Here is a 17,024-nt window from a genome sequence, read left to right on the forward strand (position 1 = left end):
CGTAGGGGCGACGCATGCGTCGCCCCTACGGTACGCAGGGTTGCGCCCCGGACCGCGGGCGCGTTGCCTGCGCTGCCCCTACCGAACCGGCACGGAGCCCGAGGCGGCAGCCATGTCCACGATGGGCAGCACCGGGGCCTTCTCCCCCAGGAGCAGGTTCGCCACGGCCTGGGGGAAGGAGCGGTAACGCAGGGTGGCCTGGACCTGGAGCGGGCCGGGGGCTTCCTTCGGCACGAGGAAGGCGAACTCCCGCTCCGCGTAGCCCTTGGGGGGGATGGTGCTGTTGTAGTTGAAGCGGGTCACCTCCCACGGCTTGACCGTATACTGCCCCTTCTCGTCCACGGCGGGCGTGTAGAAGCGCACGGTGCCCTCGGTGAGATTGTGGGCATCGTCGAGCGCCCCCGACCGGTACAGCTCTCTCCCCGACGCGTCGCGCACCGCCACGTCGAGCCACATCTCCCGCACCTCGGTAAGGCTCGTGGGCAGATGGTGCCCCGCCCCCACGTTGGTGACCCGCACCTTGATCCGCCCCACGTCGCCCCCCTGGGCCGTCTCCGGCAGCCCCAGGGTCACCTCGGCCGCGCTCTGGAGGCGCTGCACCGCCATGTCGGCGTGGCGGTCGGCGCCGAGCAGGCGCGTCACGGTGAAGTTGGCCCCCACGAACTCGTGGGTGAACACGTTGGGACGCTCCGGCCCCATGGGAGAGGCCTTGCCGGGGTTCTTCGGCTTCTCCAGGGTGCGGGCCACCTCGATGGCCTTCTCGACCGGCATCATGTGGCAGTCCTGGCACACGATCCCCTTCTGGGCGTACACGGAGAACTTCCACTCGTTGTAGGTGTTCTCGATGGGGAAGTGGTTGGTGGGGTGGAAGACGTTGTGACAGTTGCCGCAAAACTCAGCCCGGGTGTGGAGCTCGGAGTACTCGGCCTTGTGCCACATGGGCTTGGCGTCGTCCCGGGGCCCGCGCATCACGAGGCCCGGGTCCACGACGATGCTCGCGTTTTGGGGCATGTTGGTAGGGGTCTGGAGCATGTTGCTCGAGACCACGCTGTGGCAGAAGTGGCACTGCACCCCTTCCGCCGCGATCTCGCTCACCTGGAAGTGGCCATTGGCATCCCGCACCACCTCCTCCGCCACGGTACCCACCCCCGTGTGGCACCCCGCGCAAAGCTTGTCCACCGCACCCCCGGTCTCGTCGCTCCCCAGCCTCCACAGCGCCTGGAACACCGGATCGTGGAAGGCGTTGGAGTGCATCGACCCCTTCCACTGGTCGAAGATCTCCGCGTGGCAGCCCCGGCACCGCTGGGGCGGGAAGAAGTCGGTGGAGAGCACGGGCTTGCCCGTGGCCGTGTTGAGGAGGCTCGGGAAGAACGGGAACTGCTCGGACGCTGCGGAGGTCAGGGGTTGGCTCCAGGCCAGGAGCAGGGCCGACACGCAAAGGACCAGATGGGGCGCTCTCATGATGGTCTTCCCTCCCAAGGCATGGCCGGCGGGGGGCCGGCAAACACAGCGGGGCGGCGGCGCCGCCCGCGGTCACTCGCTCTTGCAGGACTCCCTGCGGGCCCGCTCCCCCACCAGCTCCGCGAGGCTTCGGGCCCCGAAGATCCGCTCCATGGTCTGGCGGGCCTCGCTCCACAGGTCGTGGACCGGGCAGACGCACTCCCGTTCGCAGGGCTGCCCCTCCAGCAGGCAGATGTTGAGGGCCAGGGGCTCGTCCACAGCCTGCATCACGTCCAGCAGGGTGACGTGGGCAGGATCCCGGGCCAGGCAGAACCCCCCCGCCACGCCCCGCTTCGACCGCACGAGCCCCCCGCGGATGAGGGGCTGGAGGATCTTGGTGAGAAACGCGGGCGAGATGCGCTCGGCGACGCAGATCTCCTGCTTCGAGACCACGGCGGCCGGGTAGCGCCCGGCCAAGTGGAGCATCGCCCGAATGGAGTACTCGGTTGCCCGGGTGATGATCATGATTGAAGACCTCGGCAGTTATCTATCCCACGCCGCGCCGGGTGTCAAGGGGCCGCCTTCTCCTGCGGCCGCACCACGAGGACGGGGCAAGGGGCGGTGCGAAACACCTTCTCGGTCACGCTGCCCAGAAGCAGGTGGCTGAGCCCCTTGCGGCCGTGGGATGTCATGGCGATGAGATCCGCGCCGTGTTCCTGGGCAACCCTTGCGATTTCCTCATGGGGGACCCCCACCTCCAGGAAGGTGCGCACCGCGATGCCCTGGGCCTCTACCCGCCCCCGGGCCTTCTCCAGCGCGGTCTCGATGAATTTTTCGAGCTGCGCCCGCAGGTCCACCGGGCTGAAGGCCTCGGAGTACACGTCGTACATGCCGGCGGTGAGGTCCAGCACGCCCAGGAGGAGCAGCTCCGAGTCGAAGGCGCTGGCCAGGGGCAAGGCCGCGTCCACGGCCGCTTCGGCCAGCTCCGAGCCGTCGAGGGGGATGAGGATCTTCCGGTAGCTCATGTTCCACCTCCCAAGGCGAGGCCGGCGATGGCCTGGGAGCACCCGGGGCAGCGGCCGGCGAGGGTGAGGCTGTTCTCGGTCACGGCAAACCCCTGGCGCCCGATAACCGTGCGCCCGCAGGAGGGGCAGCGGGTCTGCTCTCCGCCTCTGCCGGGGCGGTTGCCCGAGTACACGTAGCGCAGGCCCTCTTCCACGCCGATGCGGCGGGCCGCCTCCAGGGAAGAGGGCGCCGTGGGCGGTTCGGTGGTGAGGCGGTAGGTGGGGTGGAAGCCGGTCACGTGCCAGGGAAGGTCGCAACTCACCGAGGCCAGAAACCGCGCCGCCTCGCGCAACTCCTCGGGCGCGTCGTTGTGGTGGGGGATCACCAGCGTCGTCACCTCCACCCACACCCCCCGTTGCCAGAGCTCCCGGATGGTGCGCAACACCGGGTCCAGGCGGGCGCCGCAGACCTTGCGGTAGAAGCTGTCCGTCATGGCCTTGAGGTCCACGTTGGCCGCGTCCAGGTACGGGACCGCGGCCTCCACGCACGCGGGGCTCTCGTAGCCGTTGGTCACGAACAGGTTGAGGAGCCCCGCCTTGCGGGCGAGCTTCATGCAGTCGAGGGCGTACTCGAAGAAGACCGTGGGTTCGGTGTAGGTATAGGCCACGCTGGCGCACCCGGTTTCGAGGGCGGCGGCCACCACCGCTTCCGGGGGAACGAACCGGCCCGGGATCGCATCCCGGTCCCTCTGGACCTGGCTGATCTCGTAGTTCTGGCAGTGGGCGCAGCGAAAGTTGCAGCCGGCGGTGGCGACGGAGTAGGACAGCGACCCCGGCCGCACGTGGAAGAAGGGCTTCTTCTCCACCGGGTCCACATTGCGGGCCACGAGGCGCCCGTACACCAGGGTGCGCAGCGTGCCCCCCCGGTTTTGCCGCACGCCACAAAGCCCCGCTGCCCCCTCGGGGATGCGGCAGCCGTGGGCGCACAGGGCGCACTGCACCACCCCTTCCCCGCGGGATTCCCACAACAGGGCATCGCGCTCGCAGGGGTCGGCCGATGTCACCATGTCGCGCCCTCGATCACGGCTGCCCCTTCCGGGCAGCCCGCTCCAGGCTGCGCACCTTCTCCTCCATGGGTCGGTCGAGGTCGCGCCGGTCGTCGAGCACCATGTGGGTCGAGACCCGGCGCGCGCCGCCGGTGAAGCCGGCCTCGTGCAGGCGCGCAGCCAGGGCCAGGAGGTCGGGCACGGACCCCTCCGCCACCGTCCCCATGGGGTGGATCTGATAGCGCAGCCCGCTGGCAGACAGAATGCCGGGGAGGCCCGCCAGATGGCGGCTCAAACTGGGGGATTCGGTCCCCAGGGGGACGACGCTGATCTCGAGGATGGCCACGCGCTTCCCTGTGTTTCGTCGTGAGGAGGCAACGAAGGGCAGCGTAGAGGCGGGCACCGATCTGTCAAGCAGAGCCCAGGCAGGCCCACAGGAGGCGGGGGGTGTGGCGGACGCAACCGCAGGGCGCGCCTCGCCAGAGCGGGGCAGGCCCCTCACGACGTCGGGGTTCCCGGCAGCACGGATCTTGGAGGGGCTTTGGGGATCAGCCCGAGGATTCCCGGAAGGCCAGGAGGTAACGGCTCAGGGTGGCCCTGCCCCGATCGTCCATCTCCAGGAACTCGATGCCCGCGTGGTGGGCGTTTTCCCCTTGCTGCTTCTCGTAGACCACCTTTCCCCGGAGGTCGACCAGGTCTTCCCCGAGTCCGAGGGTGACGAGCACCTCCTGGCCCGTGTGGAGCGGCTCGTAGACCTCCAGGAGGAGCCCCACCTCGCTCACGTTGAGGGTGCGCCCCATGCCGCGGGCGGCGTAGGGCGCGCCGGGACCCAGGAGCTGGAAGTGGAGGATGTTGAGGCTGTCCAGACGCGGAGCCCTTCGATGCTCGCCCATGTCGTCTCCCCAGGGAATCGGGGTCTTCCCCATGTGGGCCGCGAGTTGCCGGTACACCCTATCGGCCGGAGCCGAGGGGTTCTTGAGCGCCTTGGCGCACCGGATTGGCGAGGGCGCCGATTCCCTCCACCTCTACGATCACTTCGTCGCCCGCCTGGAGAAACACCGGGGGCGTGCGGGCGAAACCCACCCCGGGCGGCGTGCCCGTGAGGATCACCGTTCCCGGAAGAAGGGTCGTGTCCTGGCTCAGAAAGCTCACCAGCCGGGCGACCGAAAAGATCATGTCGGCGGTGGAGCCCTCCTGCATGGTCCGGCCGTTGAGGAGCGTGCGCAGGCGCAGCCCCTGGGGATCGGGTATCTCGTCCCGGGTCACCAGCGCGGGGCCCAGGGGGCAGAACCCGTCGAAGCTCTTCCCCCGCACCCACTGTCCCCCGCTGTGTTTCTGCCACCGCCGGGCCGAGACGTCGTTGGCAGCGGTATACCCCAGCACGTGCTCCAGGGCCCTTTCCTCGGGGATGTCGCGGCCCCGCACCCCGATGACCACCGCGAGTTCGCACTCGTAGTCCACCTCGGGTCCCCGGCTGCACGCCGGCAGGGGGATCGGTTCGCCCGGGCCGATGACCGCCGTCGTGGGCTTCATGAAGAGCACCGGGTCCGCGGGGATGGCCGCCCCGGTCTCGGCCGCGTGGGCCCGGTAGTTGAGGCCCACGCAAAAGATGTTGACCGGGAACACCGGCGGGAGAAGCCGGCGGACCTCGACTCGGGCCCCGCTGCGGACGAGCCCCGTGAAGAGATCCCCCTCCAGGGCCTCCGCGGTCCCGGCCCCCTCGGGCACCCCCAGGCGGGTCTGCCCCTGGGCGTCCTGGAATCGGATCACGCGCACGGCTGCCTCACGGATTCTCCCCCCTACCGGGCCTCAATGCGGCCCTTCATGCCCAGGGAGGGGTGCAGGGTCTTGGCGCAGTAGAAGGGGTACACCCCGGCGTCGGGCAGGGCGACCTCCACCTGCTGCGCCTGGCGCGGCTCCAGGTCCACGCTGCGCAGCACCCTGCCGCCGGGGTCGGTGATCGTGAAGTTGTGGACGGAGCCCGAGGCGTTCTGGATGCGCAGCACCAAGGTGCTTCCCGCGCGAGCGACGATGTGGGAGGGCTCGAAGGAGAAGCTGCTCGCCGTGATGTGCACCTCCTTCTGCTGGGGGCCGACCTCCAGCAGCCGGCCGGGCCCCCCGCAGGCGGCCAGGGCGAGCAGGGTACCGAGAGCGGCGATCCGGGCAGCCGCCGGTGCGGCCAGGGGCTTGCGAAGCATGGGATCCTCCGGGGACGGGCACGTCGGGACGGCGCAGTTGCGGCCCCAGTCTACCCACTCGACCGCCCGGGTGCCAGCGCGGCGGGGTTCTCTCCCGGATCGTGCGGGTGGACCCGCTGGAGAGCGAACCCCGGGTCCAGGCGCGCAGGGGGAAAGGGCTGGGGGGAGACCGGGTCGCGGGAGCAGAAGGGGTCCCGCCGGGAGAAGGGGTCCAGGCCCTGGCCGCTCGCCGACGCCAGGCACCCCCCGCAGGCCGCCCGCAGGTCGCACTCCCGGCACTCGAGGCAACCGGCGCGGTACTGGGCCGCCCGGGGCGAGTCGTAGATGGCACCCAGGGCCTGTTCGCGCACGTCGCCTACGGGCGAGGGAAATTTCCGGCAGGCGTGGACTTCCCCGTCGGCGAGCAGCGACAGGAAGTTGAAGGCCGCTCCGCAACCGTGCCCCGTGCAGCCACCGAAAGGCGCTCTGCCCCGGGCCCGCAGGAGGGGGTTGAAGAGGTTGTCCTTGATGCCCAGCACGGGGTTTCGCGCCGCGGCTTCCAGGTAGGCTTCGAGGAAGTCCGCGTACGCCCCGGGCTCCGGCAGGGCCAGCCGGGCGCCCTCCCCTACCGGGGAGAGCCGGTTGAAGTGCAGCACCCCGGTCCGTCCCCGCAGCACCTCCCCCAGGGGAAGGACCTGGTCCATGTTCTCCCGGGTGAGGGTGAGCATGACCATGGAGTAGACCCCCAGGTCCCCCAGGGCATCGAGGAACTCCAGGGTCCGCTCGAAGTGCCCCGGGCCGCGAATCCGATCGTTGTGCTCCTCCAGACCCTCGAGGCTCACCTGGAAGAAGTCCGGGCGCGCCACCGCCACGAGCTCTTCGATCCGCTGCCGGGGAGCCGGGTTTCCCAGGATGCCGGCCACGAACCCCCGCTCCCAGGCCCCCCCGTAGAGGCGGAGGAAGTCGGGGTGGAGCAGGGGGTTCCCGCCGGAAAAGGTCACCTGCCCGCTCACGTGGCGTTCCCGGCAGAAGTCGAAGAGCTCGTCCAGGACCCGAAGGCCCTGGTCCAGGCCCAGGGGCGCCCGCTCGGAGCGGTCGTAGCAGTGGGCGCAGCGCAGATCGCAGGCCTGGGTCACGTGCCACTGGAGGGTGAAGGTCGCGGCCGTCAGGAACCGCTCTTCCCCTCGGGGAAACGCACCGGGGTCGCGGCGCAGCCCCGAGGGAGGGGCCAGGATCAGCCCCTGCGCCTCCGCCCCCCGGAGCAGATCCTCCAGGTCGCCGGGGGATACGCCCGTTTCCTGTGCCACGCGGCGCACGTCCAGCTCTTCGGCCACGATCTTGAGGGCGAGGAGGTCGGCGGGCGTCGCCTCCCGCAGCCGCTCCCCCCCCTCGCCGGGGGTGCGCCACGCCAGCACCACGGCGTCTCCCGGGCGAGGCGCCGCGGCGGGCGAGCCCTGGAGCAGGTCCGCAAGGCCCCGCCACCGAACCTCCCGGGCCACCAGGCTGGGATTCGCCGTGCGCTGCGCCGGCACGGGGAGGGGGGAGCGCGCCGAGCGAAGCGCGCCCAGGGTCTCCTCCAGACTCACCAGCTCGGCCAGGAACTCGGGCAGGCCGAGCCGGCTGCCGAGGCGGGGGATCGCGCGGGAAAGGGTCAGGCCGCCGAAGTCCCGAGCGCAGGCCGCTTCGAGCTCCACCCACCGGTCCTCGCCCAGGAGGCTCCGGCAGAGGGGGAACGGGCGAACATGGGACTCGGGGGCCTCGGGGGGCCCGCAGGACTCGGACAACGTCGGCTTCGTCATCGCTACCGCCAAAAGAGAGCCGGGGCCGCCCCCTGGGGGGTCGGTCCCCGGCCCGTGGTCTCGACAGGTCTCGGTAGTGCAAACTGCACTATTTTTTTTGGCCCTGTCAGCTTCCGCCGCTGGTGGTGCCGCCGGCACCACTCTTCTGACCGCTTCAGCTGCCCTGGGTGCTACCTGCACCCTCTTTCTGGCCGCCTCAGCTGCCGTGGGCGCGCTTGGCGCACCCGAGTCCCGCGATCCCGGCGCCGGCCACGAGCGTCGCGATGCTCGCGCCTGCCAGGATCCTCCGCAGTTCCTTGTTCACGGGCTCACCTCCTTTCCGTTTGGGCCGCCCGGGCGGCAGCCCTCTGGGGTTGCCGCCGCCTCCATCGGCAGTTCCGATGGGGGCGGCGCCTGCCATCGGAGGCAGTGTGGCAGACACATTCGGGCTGTCAAGGCGGTGGGGCCCCGGCAGATACCACCTGCGCGGTGAACAGGGGCCGGAGGCGTTTCGAAGGGCAGAGGTGGATCGGAGGGGCCAGCCCAGAAATCCTTGAAGACCCAAGATCTTGACCCATGCGTCCGTTTCCTGGGTGGGCCGGGGTCTCCCCGTAGGCGGCGCAGGCGGCTGTGGCGATGCCCCTGCGGACAAGGGATGACCTCACCACCCCCGCCGGAATCTGGCAGACTTTCTCCAGGGTAGCGAAATCCTGCGCCGCCGGAGGGGAGGCCCCCGGCCCGATCACACGCCTCGGCGGTCTGAGGCGGCGCCTCGCTACACTTCCGGCCCGCCTTCCAGAATCCGATAGAGGGCCGCAACGTCGACGCACTCCCGCAGGAGGGCGGCGAGCCGGTCGTAGCCTTCCTCCTTTCGGGCGGCAAAAGAGGGGCCCGCGGCGGCCGGCTCCCGGTAGAGATCGAGCAGGGCCCGGCGGAAGGCGTCGTTGTCGAAGATGCCGTGGAGGTACGTGCCCAGGACCCGGCCGTCGGCGCTCAGGGCACCGTCTTCATGGCTCTGCTCGTCGCCGCGCCGCTCCACCCGCAGCAGGGGGCGAGACCGGGCGCCAAGGACCGTACGTCCCATGTGGATTTCGTAGCCCGTCAGGGGCTCGGCGTCCTCGAACCAGGGCAGGGCCCCGGGGAGCACGCGGGCCTGGGCCTGGGCGGTGACCTTCTCCTTCTCCATCACGGTCTCCACGTCCAGGAGCTCCAGGCCCCGGGCCTCGCGCCGCAGGCTCTCCACCCCGTGGGGATCGCGCACCCACCGCCCCAGCATCTGGTAGCCGCCGCAAAGCCCCACCACGATGGCGCCCCGGCGGCGGTTTTCCAGGATCTCGTCGGCGAGCCCCGAGCGCCGCAGGGCCTCCAGGTCGTCCACCGTGTTCTTGGACCCCGGCAGGATCACGATGTCCGCTCGCCCCAGGCGCTCGCCGGCACGTACGAACTCCAGGGTCACGCCAGGCTCTCCGAGGAACGGGTCGAAGTCCGTGAAGTTGCTGATGCGGTTGGGCACCACCACCGCCACCCGCACCCGGTCTCCGCCGGCCCGGGCCCGGACCACGTCGCGGTGGATGCCGTCCTCCTCCTGGAGGAAGATGTCCCGGAAGTACGGCACCGTGCCCAGGAAGGGCTTGCCGGTGCGCGCCGTGATGGCGGCAAAGGCGGGCTCCAGGAGGCTCGCGTCCCCCCGGAACTTGTTGATGACGAAGCCCCGCACCAGGGCGGCCTCCTCGGGGGCGATGAGCTCCAGGGTGCCCACCAGGGAAGCGAAGACCCCGCCCTTGTCGATGTCGCCCACCAGGAGAACGGGGCACCCCACCTCCAGGGCAAACCCCATGTTGGCGATGTCCCCCTCCCGCAGGTTGATCTCGGCCGGGCTCCCGGCCCCCTCCGCCACGATCACGTCGAAGCGCCGCGCCAGGCGCCGGAAGCTATCGAACACGGTCTCCCGGGCCACCTTCTTGAAGGCATGGTATTCCAGGGCCTTCATGTTCCCGTGGACCTTGCCCTGGAGGATCACCTGGGCGCCCACGTCGGTGGTGGGCTTGAGGAGCACCGGGTTCATGTCCACGTGGGGAGCCACCCCCGCGGCCTCGGCCTGCACCACCTGGGCGCGCCCCATCTCGCCGCCCTCGGCCGTGATGAAGGAGTTGAGCGCCATGTTCTGGGGCTTGAAGGGCGCCACCCGCACCCCGTCCTGGCGCAGCAGGCGGCAGAGTCCGGCGGCGAGCACGCTCTTGCCCACGTCGGAGCCCGTGCCCTGGAGCATGAGGACCTTGGCCATATAGAATCCCGATTCTGCGGTCAGGCTCGTCGCTGTGGGCAACAAACCCGGGGGAAAGGGCGAAGATGACGGACGCGCGCATGCTAGGAGAGGGAAGGAACGGGTGTCAACCGCGGCCGACCGCGGCCGCAGGGCTCTCCGGGTGGCGATGCACTTTGCCAAACGTGCTCTTGACGTTGTTCCGGAGGTTGCTTGCCATCGGGATCGCGGCGTCCCTCGTATATCCTGCCCACGCCGAGCCCTCTGCTGCTTTGGCGAATGAAATCTTCGGCGACAGCTCCCGCTGGTGGTTGGCTTCTGGAGGCGTCTCCTTCGACAATCGGCTCGGGCAGATCCACCTGGTGCAGGCGGGGCTCGGGTACGGCCTGGCGCCCGACCTGGGGGTGCACGCCGGGGTGACCTTGGGGTACGCCCACGCGCTGCGGACGTAGGACCACCTCCTGGGGGGGCCCCAGGTGGGGGCGCTTTGGCGGTTCGCCCAGAGCGGGCGCTGGTCGGGGTACCTGGACGGGTTGGCCGGCGCGGTCGTCCACGAGGAGCCCATGACCGACGCGAGCCTGCGGTTCAATTTCGACCTGCAGGCAGGCATGGGCGCGGGCTACGCCTCGGGCGGGGGCACCCTGGTGCGGGGAGGCGTGCGCTGGCACCACCTCTCCAACGCCCGCGTCCGGGGCAAGCCCCGCAACCTGGGCTACGACGGGCCCCTTCTGTACGTGGGGGTCGCTCTGCCCTATTGAGCCGGCCGGGGAATCGGGATCGGGTTCGATACCGATAGCGATACCGACCGCAGGGGGCGTCTACTTTCTCAGGCGCACCAGGAACACCGGCACCCGGGCCCGCTGCATCACCCGGTGGGCGGTGGTGCCCAGCAGGATCTCCCCCACGGCGGTGTGCCCGTGGGAGCCCATGACGATGAGGTCGGGCTGGAGGCGCGCCGCCTCGTCCAGGATCACCTCGGCGGGCCGGCCGTCCAGGATGCGGATGTCCGCTACCCGGTCGCGGCCCTGGGGGTCGGTGCAGAGCTCCTCGTTGCAGAAGAGCTCGAGGCGCTCCCGCACGGTTTCCCGCACCCGCTCCACGGCGCTGGCGTGGAGCTTCTCGGTCTGCTCCTTCGAGACATAGAGGTCCACCATGCTCTTGGCAAACGGGCTCAAGGGCTCCAGGGCGTGGACGATCACGATCTTGCCCCCGTACTGCTGGGCCAGGCTCATGGCGTAGTGGAAGACCTCGGGGGAGTGCTCCGAGAGGTCGGTGGCGTAGAGGATCGTCTGGAACTTCGGGAGCATGGGTTCTCCTCCTGAGGGAAACAAAGGATCACTTCTCGGGGAGCATCTTCCCCGGGTTGAGGATGCCCTTGGGATCCAACGCCGCCTTGATGCGGCGCATGTACTCCAGCGCCGGGCCGTGCTCGGCCGCCACGAACGGCAGCTTGCCCACCCCGATGCCGTGCTCGCCCGTGCAGGTGCCCCCGATGGCCATGCTGTGCTCCACCACCGCCCGGTTCACCCGCTGCACCGCCGCCTTGGCCGCGGCGTCGGCCGCCGGGTACATGAGTCCCAGGTGGAGGTTGCCGTCACCGGCGTGACCCCAGAAGAATCCCGTCGCCCCCTCTTTTGCCACGACCTCCTTGGCCGTGTCCACCATCTCGGCGTAGCGGCTGATCGGCACGCAGGTGTCGACCAGCAGCACCATCTGCCCCGGGTGATTTCGCTTGATCGATTCCAGGGCCCCGTGACGCACCTCCCACAGCCGCACCCGCTCGTCGGCGCCGACCCCACGCTCGATCTTGAGCGCCCCGTGCTCCTGGAGGACCCCCTCCACCATCTCGTACTGGCTGGCGAGCGCCGCCTCGTTCACGTTGTGGAACTCGAGGAAGAGCATGGGCTTTTCGTCCAGGGCCATCTTCTGGTCCCGGTTGATCTCGGCCACCACCGCGTCGTCCATGAGCTCCAGCGCCGCCGGGTTCAGGCCATAGCGGATCGTGTCGCTCACCGCCTCGCAGGCGTCGTGGACTGTCGGAAAGGTGGCGACCACCGTCAGGTACTCCGGCGGCAGCCCCTTGAGGCGCAGGGTGGCCCTGGTGACGATGCCCAGGGTTCCCTCGCTCCCCACCATCAGGCGCAGGAGGTCGTACCCCGACGAGCTCTTGATGGCACGGCTCCCGAGCTTGATGAGCTGCCCGTCGGCCATCACCACCTCCATGCCCAGGATGCAGTCCCGGGTGGCTCCGTAGGCCACGGTGCGCACGCCGGAGGCGTTGTTCCCGATCATCCCGCCGATGGCCGCCCAGGCCCCCGGGTCCGGGGGGAAGAAGAGCCCGTAGTGCCGGAGCTGGTTGTTGAGCTCCCGGTACTGGATGCCCACCTCCACGTCCACCTGGAGGTCCTTCTCCCGCACCTCGAGCACCCGGTTCATCTCGGTGAAGTCCAGCACGATGCCCCCCTTCACGGGGATGGGATTTCCCTCCAGGCTCGTCCCGGCACACCAGGCGGTTACGGCGTAGCCCTTCCGGTCCGCCAGCTTCACGGCCGCAACCACGTCCTCGGTCTTCTGGGGCCACACCACCACGTCGGGCCGGTGGGGCTCGTGGTAGCTCTCGTCCTTGGAGTGGAGGTCGAGGTTCGACCCGCCGGTGGAGACGTGGGACTCGCCGACGGCCTGCTTCAGGTAGGCGATGTCTTCGGGCGTGACGCGGGGGTAGGTCATGGGGCACCTCGCAAGGTTCACTTGGCTCCGAAGACGACGGAGGGCAGCCAGGTAATGATTCCCGGGAACAGGACCAGCAGGATCAGGCCGATGAGCTGGAGTGCCACGAAGGGGAAGATGCCCCGGTAGATGTCGCCCATGCCCACCTCGGCCGGCGCCACCCCCTTGAAGTAGAACAGGGCGTACCCGAAGGGCGGCGTGAGGAACGAGGTCTGGAGATTCACGCACACCAGCATCGCGAACCACAGGGGGTTGAAGTCGAGATTCATGGCGATGGGGGTGAAGATGGGGACGACCACGAGCAGGATGGCCGCCCAGTCGATGAACATCCCCAGCACGAAGACCACCGCCATCATGATGGCGAGCACCACGTACGGGCTCACCTCCATCCCGAGGAGCGCATCCGACACCACGTCGCCGCCCCCCATGAAGAGGAACACCACGCTGAAGAGCTTACCCCCCACGAAGAGGAGCATGATCATGGCGGTGGTGCGGGCGGTGGCGACGCTGGCCAGCCGGATCACCTGCCAGTCGAGCTTGCGGCTTACCAGGGCCAGGAGCAGCGCGCCCACGCACCCCAGGGCCGCGGCCTCGGTGGGGGTGGCCACCCCTCCGAGGATCGCCCCCATCACGATCAGGATCAGACTGAACGGAGGGACGAAGCTCTTCATGGTCATGGCGAGCTTCTGTCCCACCGTTGCCGTCCGCTCCTCCCGGGGGATGGGTGGCCCCAGGGAGGGATTCAAGGTGCAGCGCAGGAGCACATAGGCGATGTAGAGGCCCGAGAGCAGGAGCCCGGGCAGCACGGCCGCGGCGAACAAGTTGCCGACCGAAGTCTCCTTGAGCCCCGTGAGCCCCCCGTACACCACCAGCATGATGCTGGGGGGGATCAGGATGCCCAGGGTCCCCGAGGAGCAGATGATCCCCGAGGCCATGCCCTTCTCGTACCCCTTGCGCACCAGGGCCGGGCCCGCCATGAGCCCCATGGCCACCACCGAGGCCCCGATGATGCCCGTGGTGGCCGCAAACACGGTGCTCACCACGATCACGGCGAGGCCGAGCCCCCCCCTGAGGCCCCCCAGCACGATGTAAAGGGCCTCGAAAAGCCCCTCTGAGACCTTGGAGCGGTCCAGCACCTGGGCCATGAAGATGAAGAGCGGCACCGCCACGAGCACATAGTTCTGCTCGATGCCCCAGACGTTGTTCACGAACAGGTCCAGGAGCGCCGGCACGTTGAAACCGTTGTCGAGCAACCCAAAAATGGTTGCCACCGCCGCCAGGGTCACGGCCAGGGGGTGGCCCAGGGCGATGGCCACCACCAGGGTGGCGAACATGAGGACGGTGAGGACTTCGGGGCTCATGGGAACTGTCGTCCCTCCATCGTGTGGGGCCGCTGCCCGGGCCGCGGCGCGAAAACCTCGTGCCTTCCGGTTAGCTGCGCCGCAGGCTCCCCAGGTCCTGGATCAGCTTGGCAAGGCCCTGGAGCCAGAGCAGCGCCAGCCCCACGGCCATGATGGTCTTGTGGGGATATACCTTGGGGGCCCACGAGGTGGAGGCCAGCTCCCACTGCTGCCACGAGGTTATCGCGTAGATGACCGCCCAGGCCGTGAGCAGGCCCACCGTGGGCAGGAAGACCAGCAGGTTCACGGCCACCCGCAGGAGGAGCCGGGGCCTGGCCGGCAGCCGGGACTCGAAGATGTCGATGGCCACATGGCCGTCGTGCTTGTGGGCGTACCCGAAGGCCAGGATGAAGTGGGCCCCGTAGAGGAAGGTGGTGACCTCGAAGCCCCACATGGTGGGTGCGTTGAGGACGTAGCGCAGGAAGACCTCGTAGGTCACCACCCCCACCATGGGCAGGATGAGGTACGCAGTCAGCACCCCCACCCGTTCGTTGAGTCCGTCGATCCACCGCGCCACGGCCTGCATGGGCCTCCTCCTGGAGAGAAGCGCCCCGCCGGGGACGAGCCCCGGCGGGGCGCGCGCACGACTACTGCAGGTGCTTTCCCTTCACGAACTGCTCGTAGGGCCAGGGCGCCACGCCGCTGCGCTCCTCGCGCCAGTCGGCGAAGTCGGCCTTGAACTGGTCCTGCGAGTCGAGGGCCTTCTTTACGTCGGGAAACTTCCCCTTGAGCTCTTCAAGGTATTCGTACGAGACCTTGGCGAACTCATTGATCGTTTCGGGATCCATCTTCACGAACTCGACACGCTGCTTGAACAGCCGCACCGCCTCGATGTTGAGGTTCTCCTGCCACGCGGTGGACCAGAGCTGGAGCTCCTTCGCGGCGGTGTCGACGATCCACTTGAGGTCTTCGGGAAGCTTCTTCCAGGCGTCCATGTTGAAGGCCAGGGCGCACTGCACAGAGGGCTGGTGCACGCCGGGCTGGATGACGTACTTGGTGATCTCGTCGAAGCCCATGGGGTAGTTGATGGCCGGGGAGCTGAACTCGGCCGCGTCGATCACCCCGCGCTCCAGGGCCAGATAGATCTCGCCGCCGGGCAGGGGCGTCACGCTCGCGCCCAGGCGGTTCATGATGTCCATGTACCAGCCGGGGGTGCGTACCCGCATGCCCTTGAAGTCGGCCATCTTGGTGGCTCTCTTGTTCGAGAAGAGGCCCATCTCCTGGCCGCCGTTGCCTCCGGGAAGGGCGTACATGTTGAACTTGCCGTAGAGCTCCTGCATCATCTCGAGCCCGCCCCTCTCGTAGAGCCAGATGTTGTAGCCTTCGGCGTCGAGCCCGAAGGGCACCGAGGAGTAGGCCACGAAGGCCTCGTTCTTCCCCTTCCAGTACCCGGGCCAGTCGTGGAGCACCTCGGCGGAGCCCTTGCTCACCGCGTCGAAGCTCTCCATGGCGCCCACGAGCTCGCCGGCGCTGAAGAGCTTGATCTCCAGCCGGCCCCCCGAGGCGAGCCGCACGGTGTCGGCGAAGTGCTGGCACATGTCGTAGAAGAGCAGGCCCTTCGTCCAGGGCATGACCATCTTCCAGCGAATCTTGTCCTTGCTCGTCTCGACCTTGAGGTTCTTCACCTTCTCGTGACGAGTGTCGGCCCCGAACTTCTCCCGCTGTTTCTTCTCCTGGGCCAGGGCCGGGCCCGCCGCCAGGCACAGAGCGGTTGCCGCAGCCACGATACCGAGAAGCGTTCTTCCCTTTCGCATGATCTCCTCCTTCTTTCCCTGACGGGTGGTGGGTGGGGCGAGCGGGATCCCCGACGCGGACGGTGCAGGAGTTTAGAAGGCCGTCCAAAACGCGCAAGGGCGAGGGCTTGGTCAAGTGTTCTGACCAAGCTTTCTAAACCAGGGTTTTGCCGGTGTCAAGCGAAATCCCTTGCCTGCGCCCTCGCCCGCACCGGGTCCTGGATTGGGTCTCGACACTCGCGCCGGCGCGTGCTATGAGAGAAAACCGGTATGACCAGCAGTGCCCGGCGAAAGGAAACCATGGCCTTCGACCGCGTCAAGTCCCCCAAGATCTCCGACGCCATCGTGCGCCAGCTGGAGTCCCTCATCCTCGAGGGCACCCTGAAGCCCGGTGAACGCCTTCCCCCCGAGCGCGAGCTGGCCCTGCGCCTCGACGTCTCGCGGCCCTCCCTGCGGGAGGCCCTCCAGAAGCTCGAGACCCTGGGGCTGGTGGAGACGCGCCAGGGGGGCGGCACCTATGTAAGCGCCGTCCTGGCCCCCACCCTCACCGATCCCCTGGTCCAGCTCTTCCAGCGGCACCCCGAGACGGTGTACGACCTTTTGGAGTTCCGGCAGGCACTGGAGGGCATCGCGGCCTACTACGCCGCACGGCGGGCCACGGAGGCGGACCGGGAGATCCTGGAGCGGCGGTTCGCAGCCATGGACGATGCCCACCGGCGGGCGGACCCCGTGGCCGAGGCCGAGGCGGACGCGGAGCTCCACCTGGCCATCGCCGAGGCGGCCCACAACGTGGTGCTGCTCCACATCATGCGGGGGCTCTTCGACCTGCTGCGCCGGGGGATCGTCTCCTCCCGGGAGCGCCTCTACACCCGGGAGGGCGTGCGCGAAGTGCTGCTGCGGCAGCACCGGGAGCTCTTCGAGGCGCTCCTGGCGGGCAACGCCGAGACGGCGCGAACGGCGGCCCACGACCACCTGGTGTTCGTCGAGGGCACCCTGCGGGAGATCGACCGGGACGAGGAGCGCCGGCTGCGCTCCGAGCGCCGGCTGCGCACCCTGGGGGGCGCGGGGGATTAGGGTTCAGCGGCCTGGAGCTGTAGCGGGTAGCCGCCTTCGATCCTGATCGGAATCGGGATTGCGCCCGAGGGAAGAACGATGGGGAACCACGAAGGCACGAAGACACAAAGCATTTTCTAGTCGTTTCCGAAACCGCAAAGAAACAGAACGGTGCGCTCTGCTTGGCTGTTCCAAAACAAAGCGGTTTTCCTTGTGTCTTCGTGTCTTTGTGGTTGCATCAAGAGGGGCGTAACCGGCCGGCCGCTCCCACTGCGAACGGCGGCGAGAAGGTTCTCTTCCGGATCGTGTGGGTGGACCCGCTGGGGAGCGAACCCCGGCGTCTGGGCGCGTAGGGGCGCACAGCGTGCGCCCGGAGGGTTCGGGGTGGACCCGAGGGCGGGCG

19 protein-coding genes are annotated in these 17,024 nt (G+C 69.0%); 3 read left to right on the top strand and 16 right to left on the bottom strand.

Annotated features, from left to right (window positions below):
* Positions 1-78: 78 nt before the first annotated feature.
* The 11 genes from AB1578_14570 to AB1578_14620 form a co-directional block, all read right to left on the bottom strand.
* Entirely contained in the window at positions 79-1,461 is a 1,383-nt protein-coding gene (locus AB1578_14570; GenBank protein MEW6489128.1) for a multiheme c-type cytochrome, read from the bottom strand.
* A gap of 72 nt (positions 1,462-1,533) precedes the next feature.
* The gene (locus AB1578_14575; protein ID MEW6489129.1) at positions 1,534-1,965 is read right to left on the bottom strand and encodes an Rrf2 family transcriptional regulator; all 432 of its coding nucleotides are present in this window, start codon (positions 1,963-1,965) and stop codon (positions 1,534-1,536) included.
* 44 nt (positions 1,966-2,009) lie between these two features.
* A complete protein-coding gene (locus tag AB1578_14580; GenBank protein MEW6489130.1) occupies positions 2,010-2,465 on the bottom strand; it encodes a universal stress protein in 456 nt (151 codons plus the stop codon).
* On the bottom strand, positions 2,462-3,511 hold the full coding sequence (gene amrS, locus AB1578_14585; GenBank protein MEW6489131.1) for an AmmeMemoRadiSam system radical SAM enzyme: 1,050 nt from the start codon (positions 3,509-3,511) through the stop codon (positions 2,462-2,464). The genes AB1578_14580 and amrS overlap by 4 nt, the downstream gene beginning before the upstream one ends.
* Positions 3,512-3,524: 13 nt before the next feature.
* Entirely contained in the window at positions 3,525-3,836 is a 312-nt protein-coding gene (locus tag AB1578_14590) for an MTH1187 family thiamine-binding protein (GenBank protein MEW6489132.1), read from the bottom strand.
* Positions 3,837-4,038: 202 nt separating this feature from the next.
* Complete coding sequence (locus AB1578_14595) at positions 4,039-4,383, bottom strand: PilZ domain-containing protein (protein ID MEW6489133.1); 345 nt, start codon at positions 4,381-4,383, stop codon at positions 4,039-4,041.
* A 58-nt stretch (positions 4,384-4,441) separates the two neighbouring features.
* Positions 4,442-5,266 (bottom strand): fumarylacetoacetate hydrolase family protein, encoded by an 825-nt coding sequence (locus AB1578_14600; protein ID MEW6489134.1) that lies wholly within the window; start codon positions 5,264-5,266, stop codon positions 4,442-4,444.
* A 23-nt stretch (positions 5,267-5,289) separates the two neighbouring features.
* Positions 5,290-5,688 (bottom strand): cupredoxin domain-containing protein, encoded by a 399-nt coding sequence (locus tag AB1578_14605; protein MEW6489135.1) that lies wholly within the window; start codon positions 5,686-5,688, stop codon positions 5,290-5,292.
* A 50-nt stretch (positions 5,689-5,738) separates the two neighbouring features.
* Positions 5,739-7,466, bottom strand: coding sequence for a thio(seleno)oxazole modification radical SAM maturase SbtM (gene sbtM, locus AB1578_14610; GenBank protein MEW6489136.1), 1,728 nt, complete (start codon positions 7,464-7,466; stop codon positions 5,739-5,741).
* 196 nt (positions 7,467-7,662) lie between these two features.
* Positions 7,663-7,770, bottom strand: coding sequence for an SbtA family thio(seleno)oxazole RiPP natural product precursor (gene sbtA / locus AB1578_14615; GenBank protein MEW6489137.1), 108 nt, complete (start codon positions 7,768-7,770; stop codon positions 7,663-7,665).
* Positions 7,771-8,220: 450 nt separating this feature from the next.
* Positions 8,221-9,729: a cobyric acid synthase gene (locus AB1578_14620; GenBank protein ID MEW6489138.1), complete on the bottom strand. Its 1,509-nt coding sequence runs from the start codon at positions 9,727-9,729 to the stop codon at positions 8,221-8,223.
* Positions 9,730-9,980: 251 nt separating this feature from the next.
* On the opposite strand from AB1578_14620, the gene AB1578_14625 reads away from it, so the two are divergent.
* Both AB1578_14625 and AB1578_14630 read left to right on the top strand, forming a co-directional pair.
* Positions 9,981-10,160, top strand: a complete 180-nt coding sequence (locus AB1578_14625) for a hypothetical protein (protein MEW6489139.1) — start codon at positions 9,981-9,983, stop codon at positions 10,158-10,160.
* Between the two features lie 24 nt (positions 10,161-10,184).
* Positions 10,185-10,466 (top strand): acyloxyacyl hydrolase, encoded by a 282-nt coding sequence (locus tag AB1578_14630; GenBank protein MEW6489140.1) that lies wholly within the window; start codon positions 10,185-10,187, stop codon positions 10,464-10,466.
* Positions 10,467-10,526: 60 nt separating this feature from the next.
* Here the strand turns inward: AB1578_14630 and AB1578_14635 are convergent, their stop codons facing one another.
* The 5 genes from AB1578_14635 to dctP form a co-directional block, all read right to left on the bottom strand.
* Positions 10,527-11,015, bottom strand: coding sequence for a universal stress protein (locus AB1578_14635; protein MEW6489141.1), 489 nt, complete (start codon positions 11,013-11,015; stop codon positions 10,527-10,529).
* Between the two features lie 28 nt (positions 11,016-11,043).
* Complete coding sequence (locus tag AB1578_14640; GenBank protein ID MEW6489142.1) at positions 11,044-12,435, bottom strand: FAD-binding oxidoreductase; 1,392 nt, start codon at positions 12,433-12,435, stop codon at positions 11,044-11,046.
* Positions 12,436-12,452: 17 nt separating this feature from the next.
* The gene (locus AB1578_14645) at positions 12,453-13,796 is read right to left on the bottom strand and encodes a TRAP transporter large permease subunit (protein ID MEW6489143.1); all 1,344 of its coding nucleotides are present in this window, start codon (positions 13,794-13,796) and stop codon (positions 12,453-12,455) included.
* Positions 13,797-13,866: 70 nt separating this feature from the next.
* Positions 13,867-14,361 carry a TRAP transporter small permease subunit gene (locus tag AB1578_14650; GenBank protein ID MEW6489144.1) on the bottom strand — a complete coding sequence of 165 codons (495 nt, stop codon included), beginning with the start codon at positions 14,359-14,361 and terminating at the stop codon, positions 13,867-13,869.
* A 61-nt stretch (positions 14,362-14,422) separates the two neighbouring features.
* Positions 14,423-15,589, bottom strand: coding sequence for a TRAP transporter substrate-binding protein DctP (gene dctP, locus AB1578_14655; GenBank protein MEW6489145.1), 1,167 nt, complete (start codon positions 15,587-15,589; stop codon positions 14,423-14,425).
* A gap of 249 nt (positions 15,590-15,838) precedes the next feature.
* Between dctP and AB1578_14660 the strand changes: the two genes are divergently transcribed.
* Positions 15,839-16,642 (top strand): FCD domain-containing protein, encoded by an 804-nt coding sequence (locus tag AB1578_14660; GenBank protein MEW6489146.1) that lies wholly within the window; start codon positions 15,839-15,841, stop codon positions 16,640-16,642.
* Positions 16,643-17,024 lie beyond the last annotated feature (382 nt).

The sequence above is a fragment of the Thermodesulfobacteriota bacterium genome (assembly GCA_040756475.1).
Taxonomy (GTDB): Bacteria; Desulfobacterota; Deferrisomatia; order Deferrisomatales; family JACRMM01; genus JBFLZB01.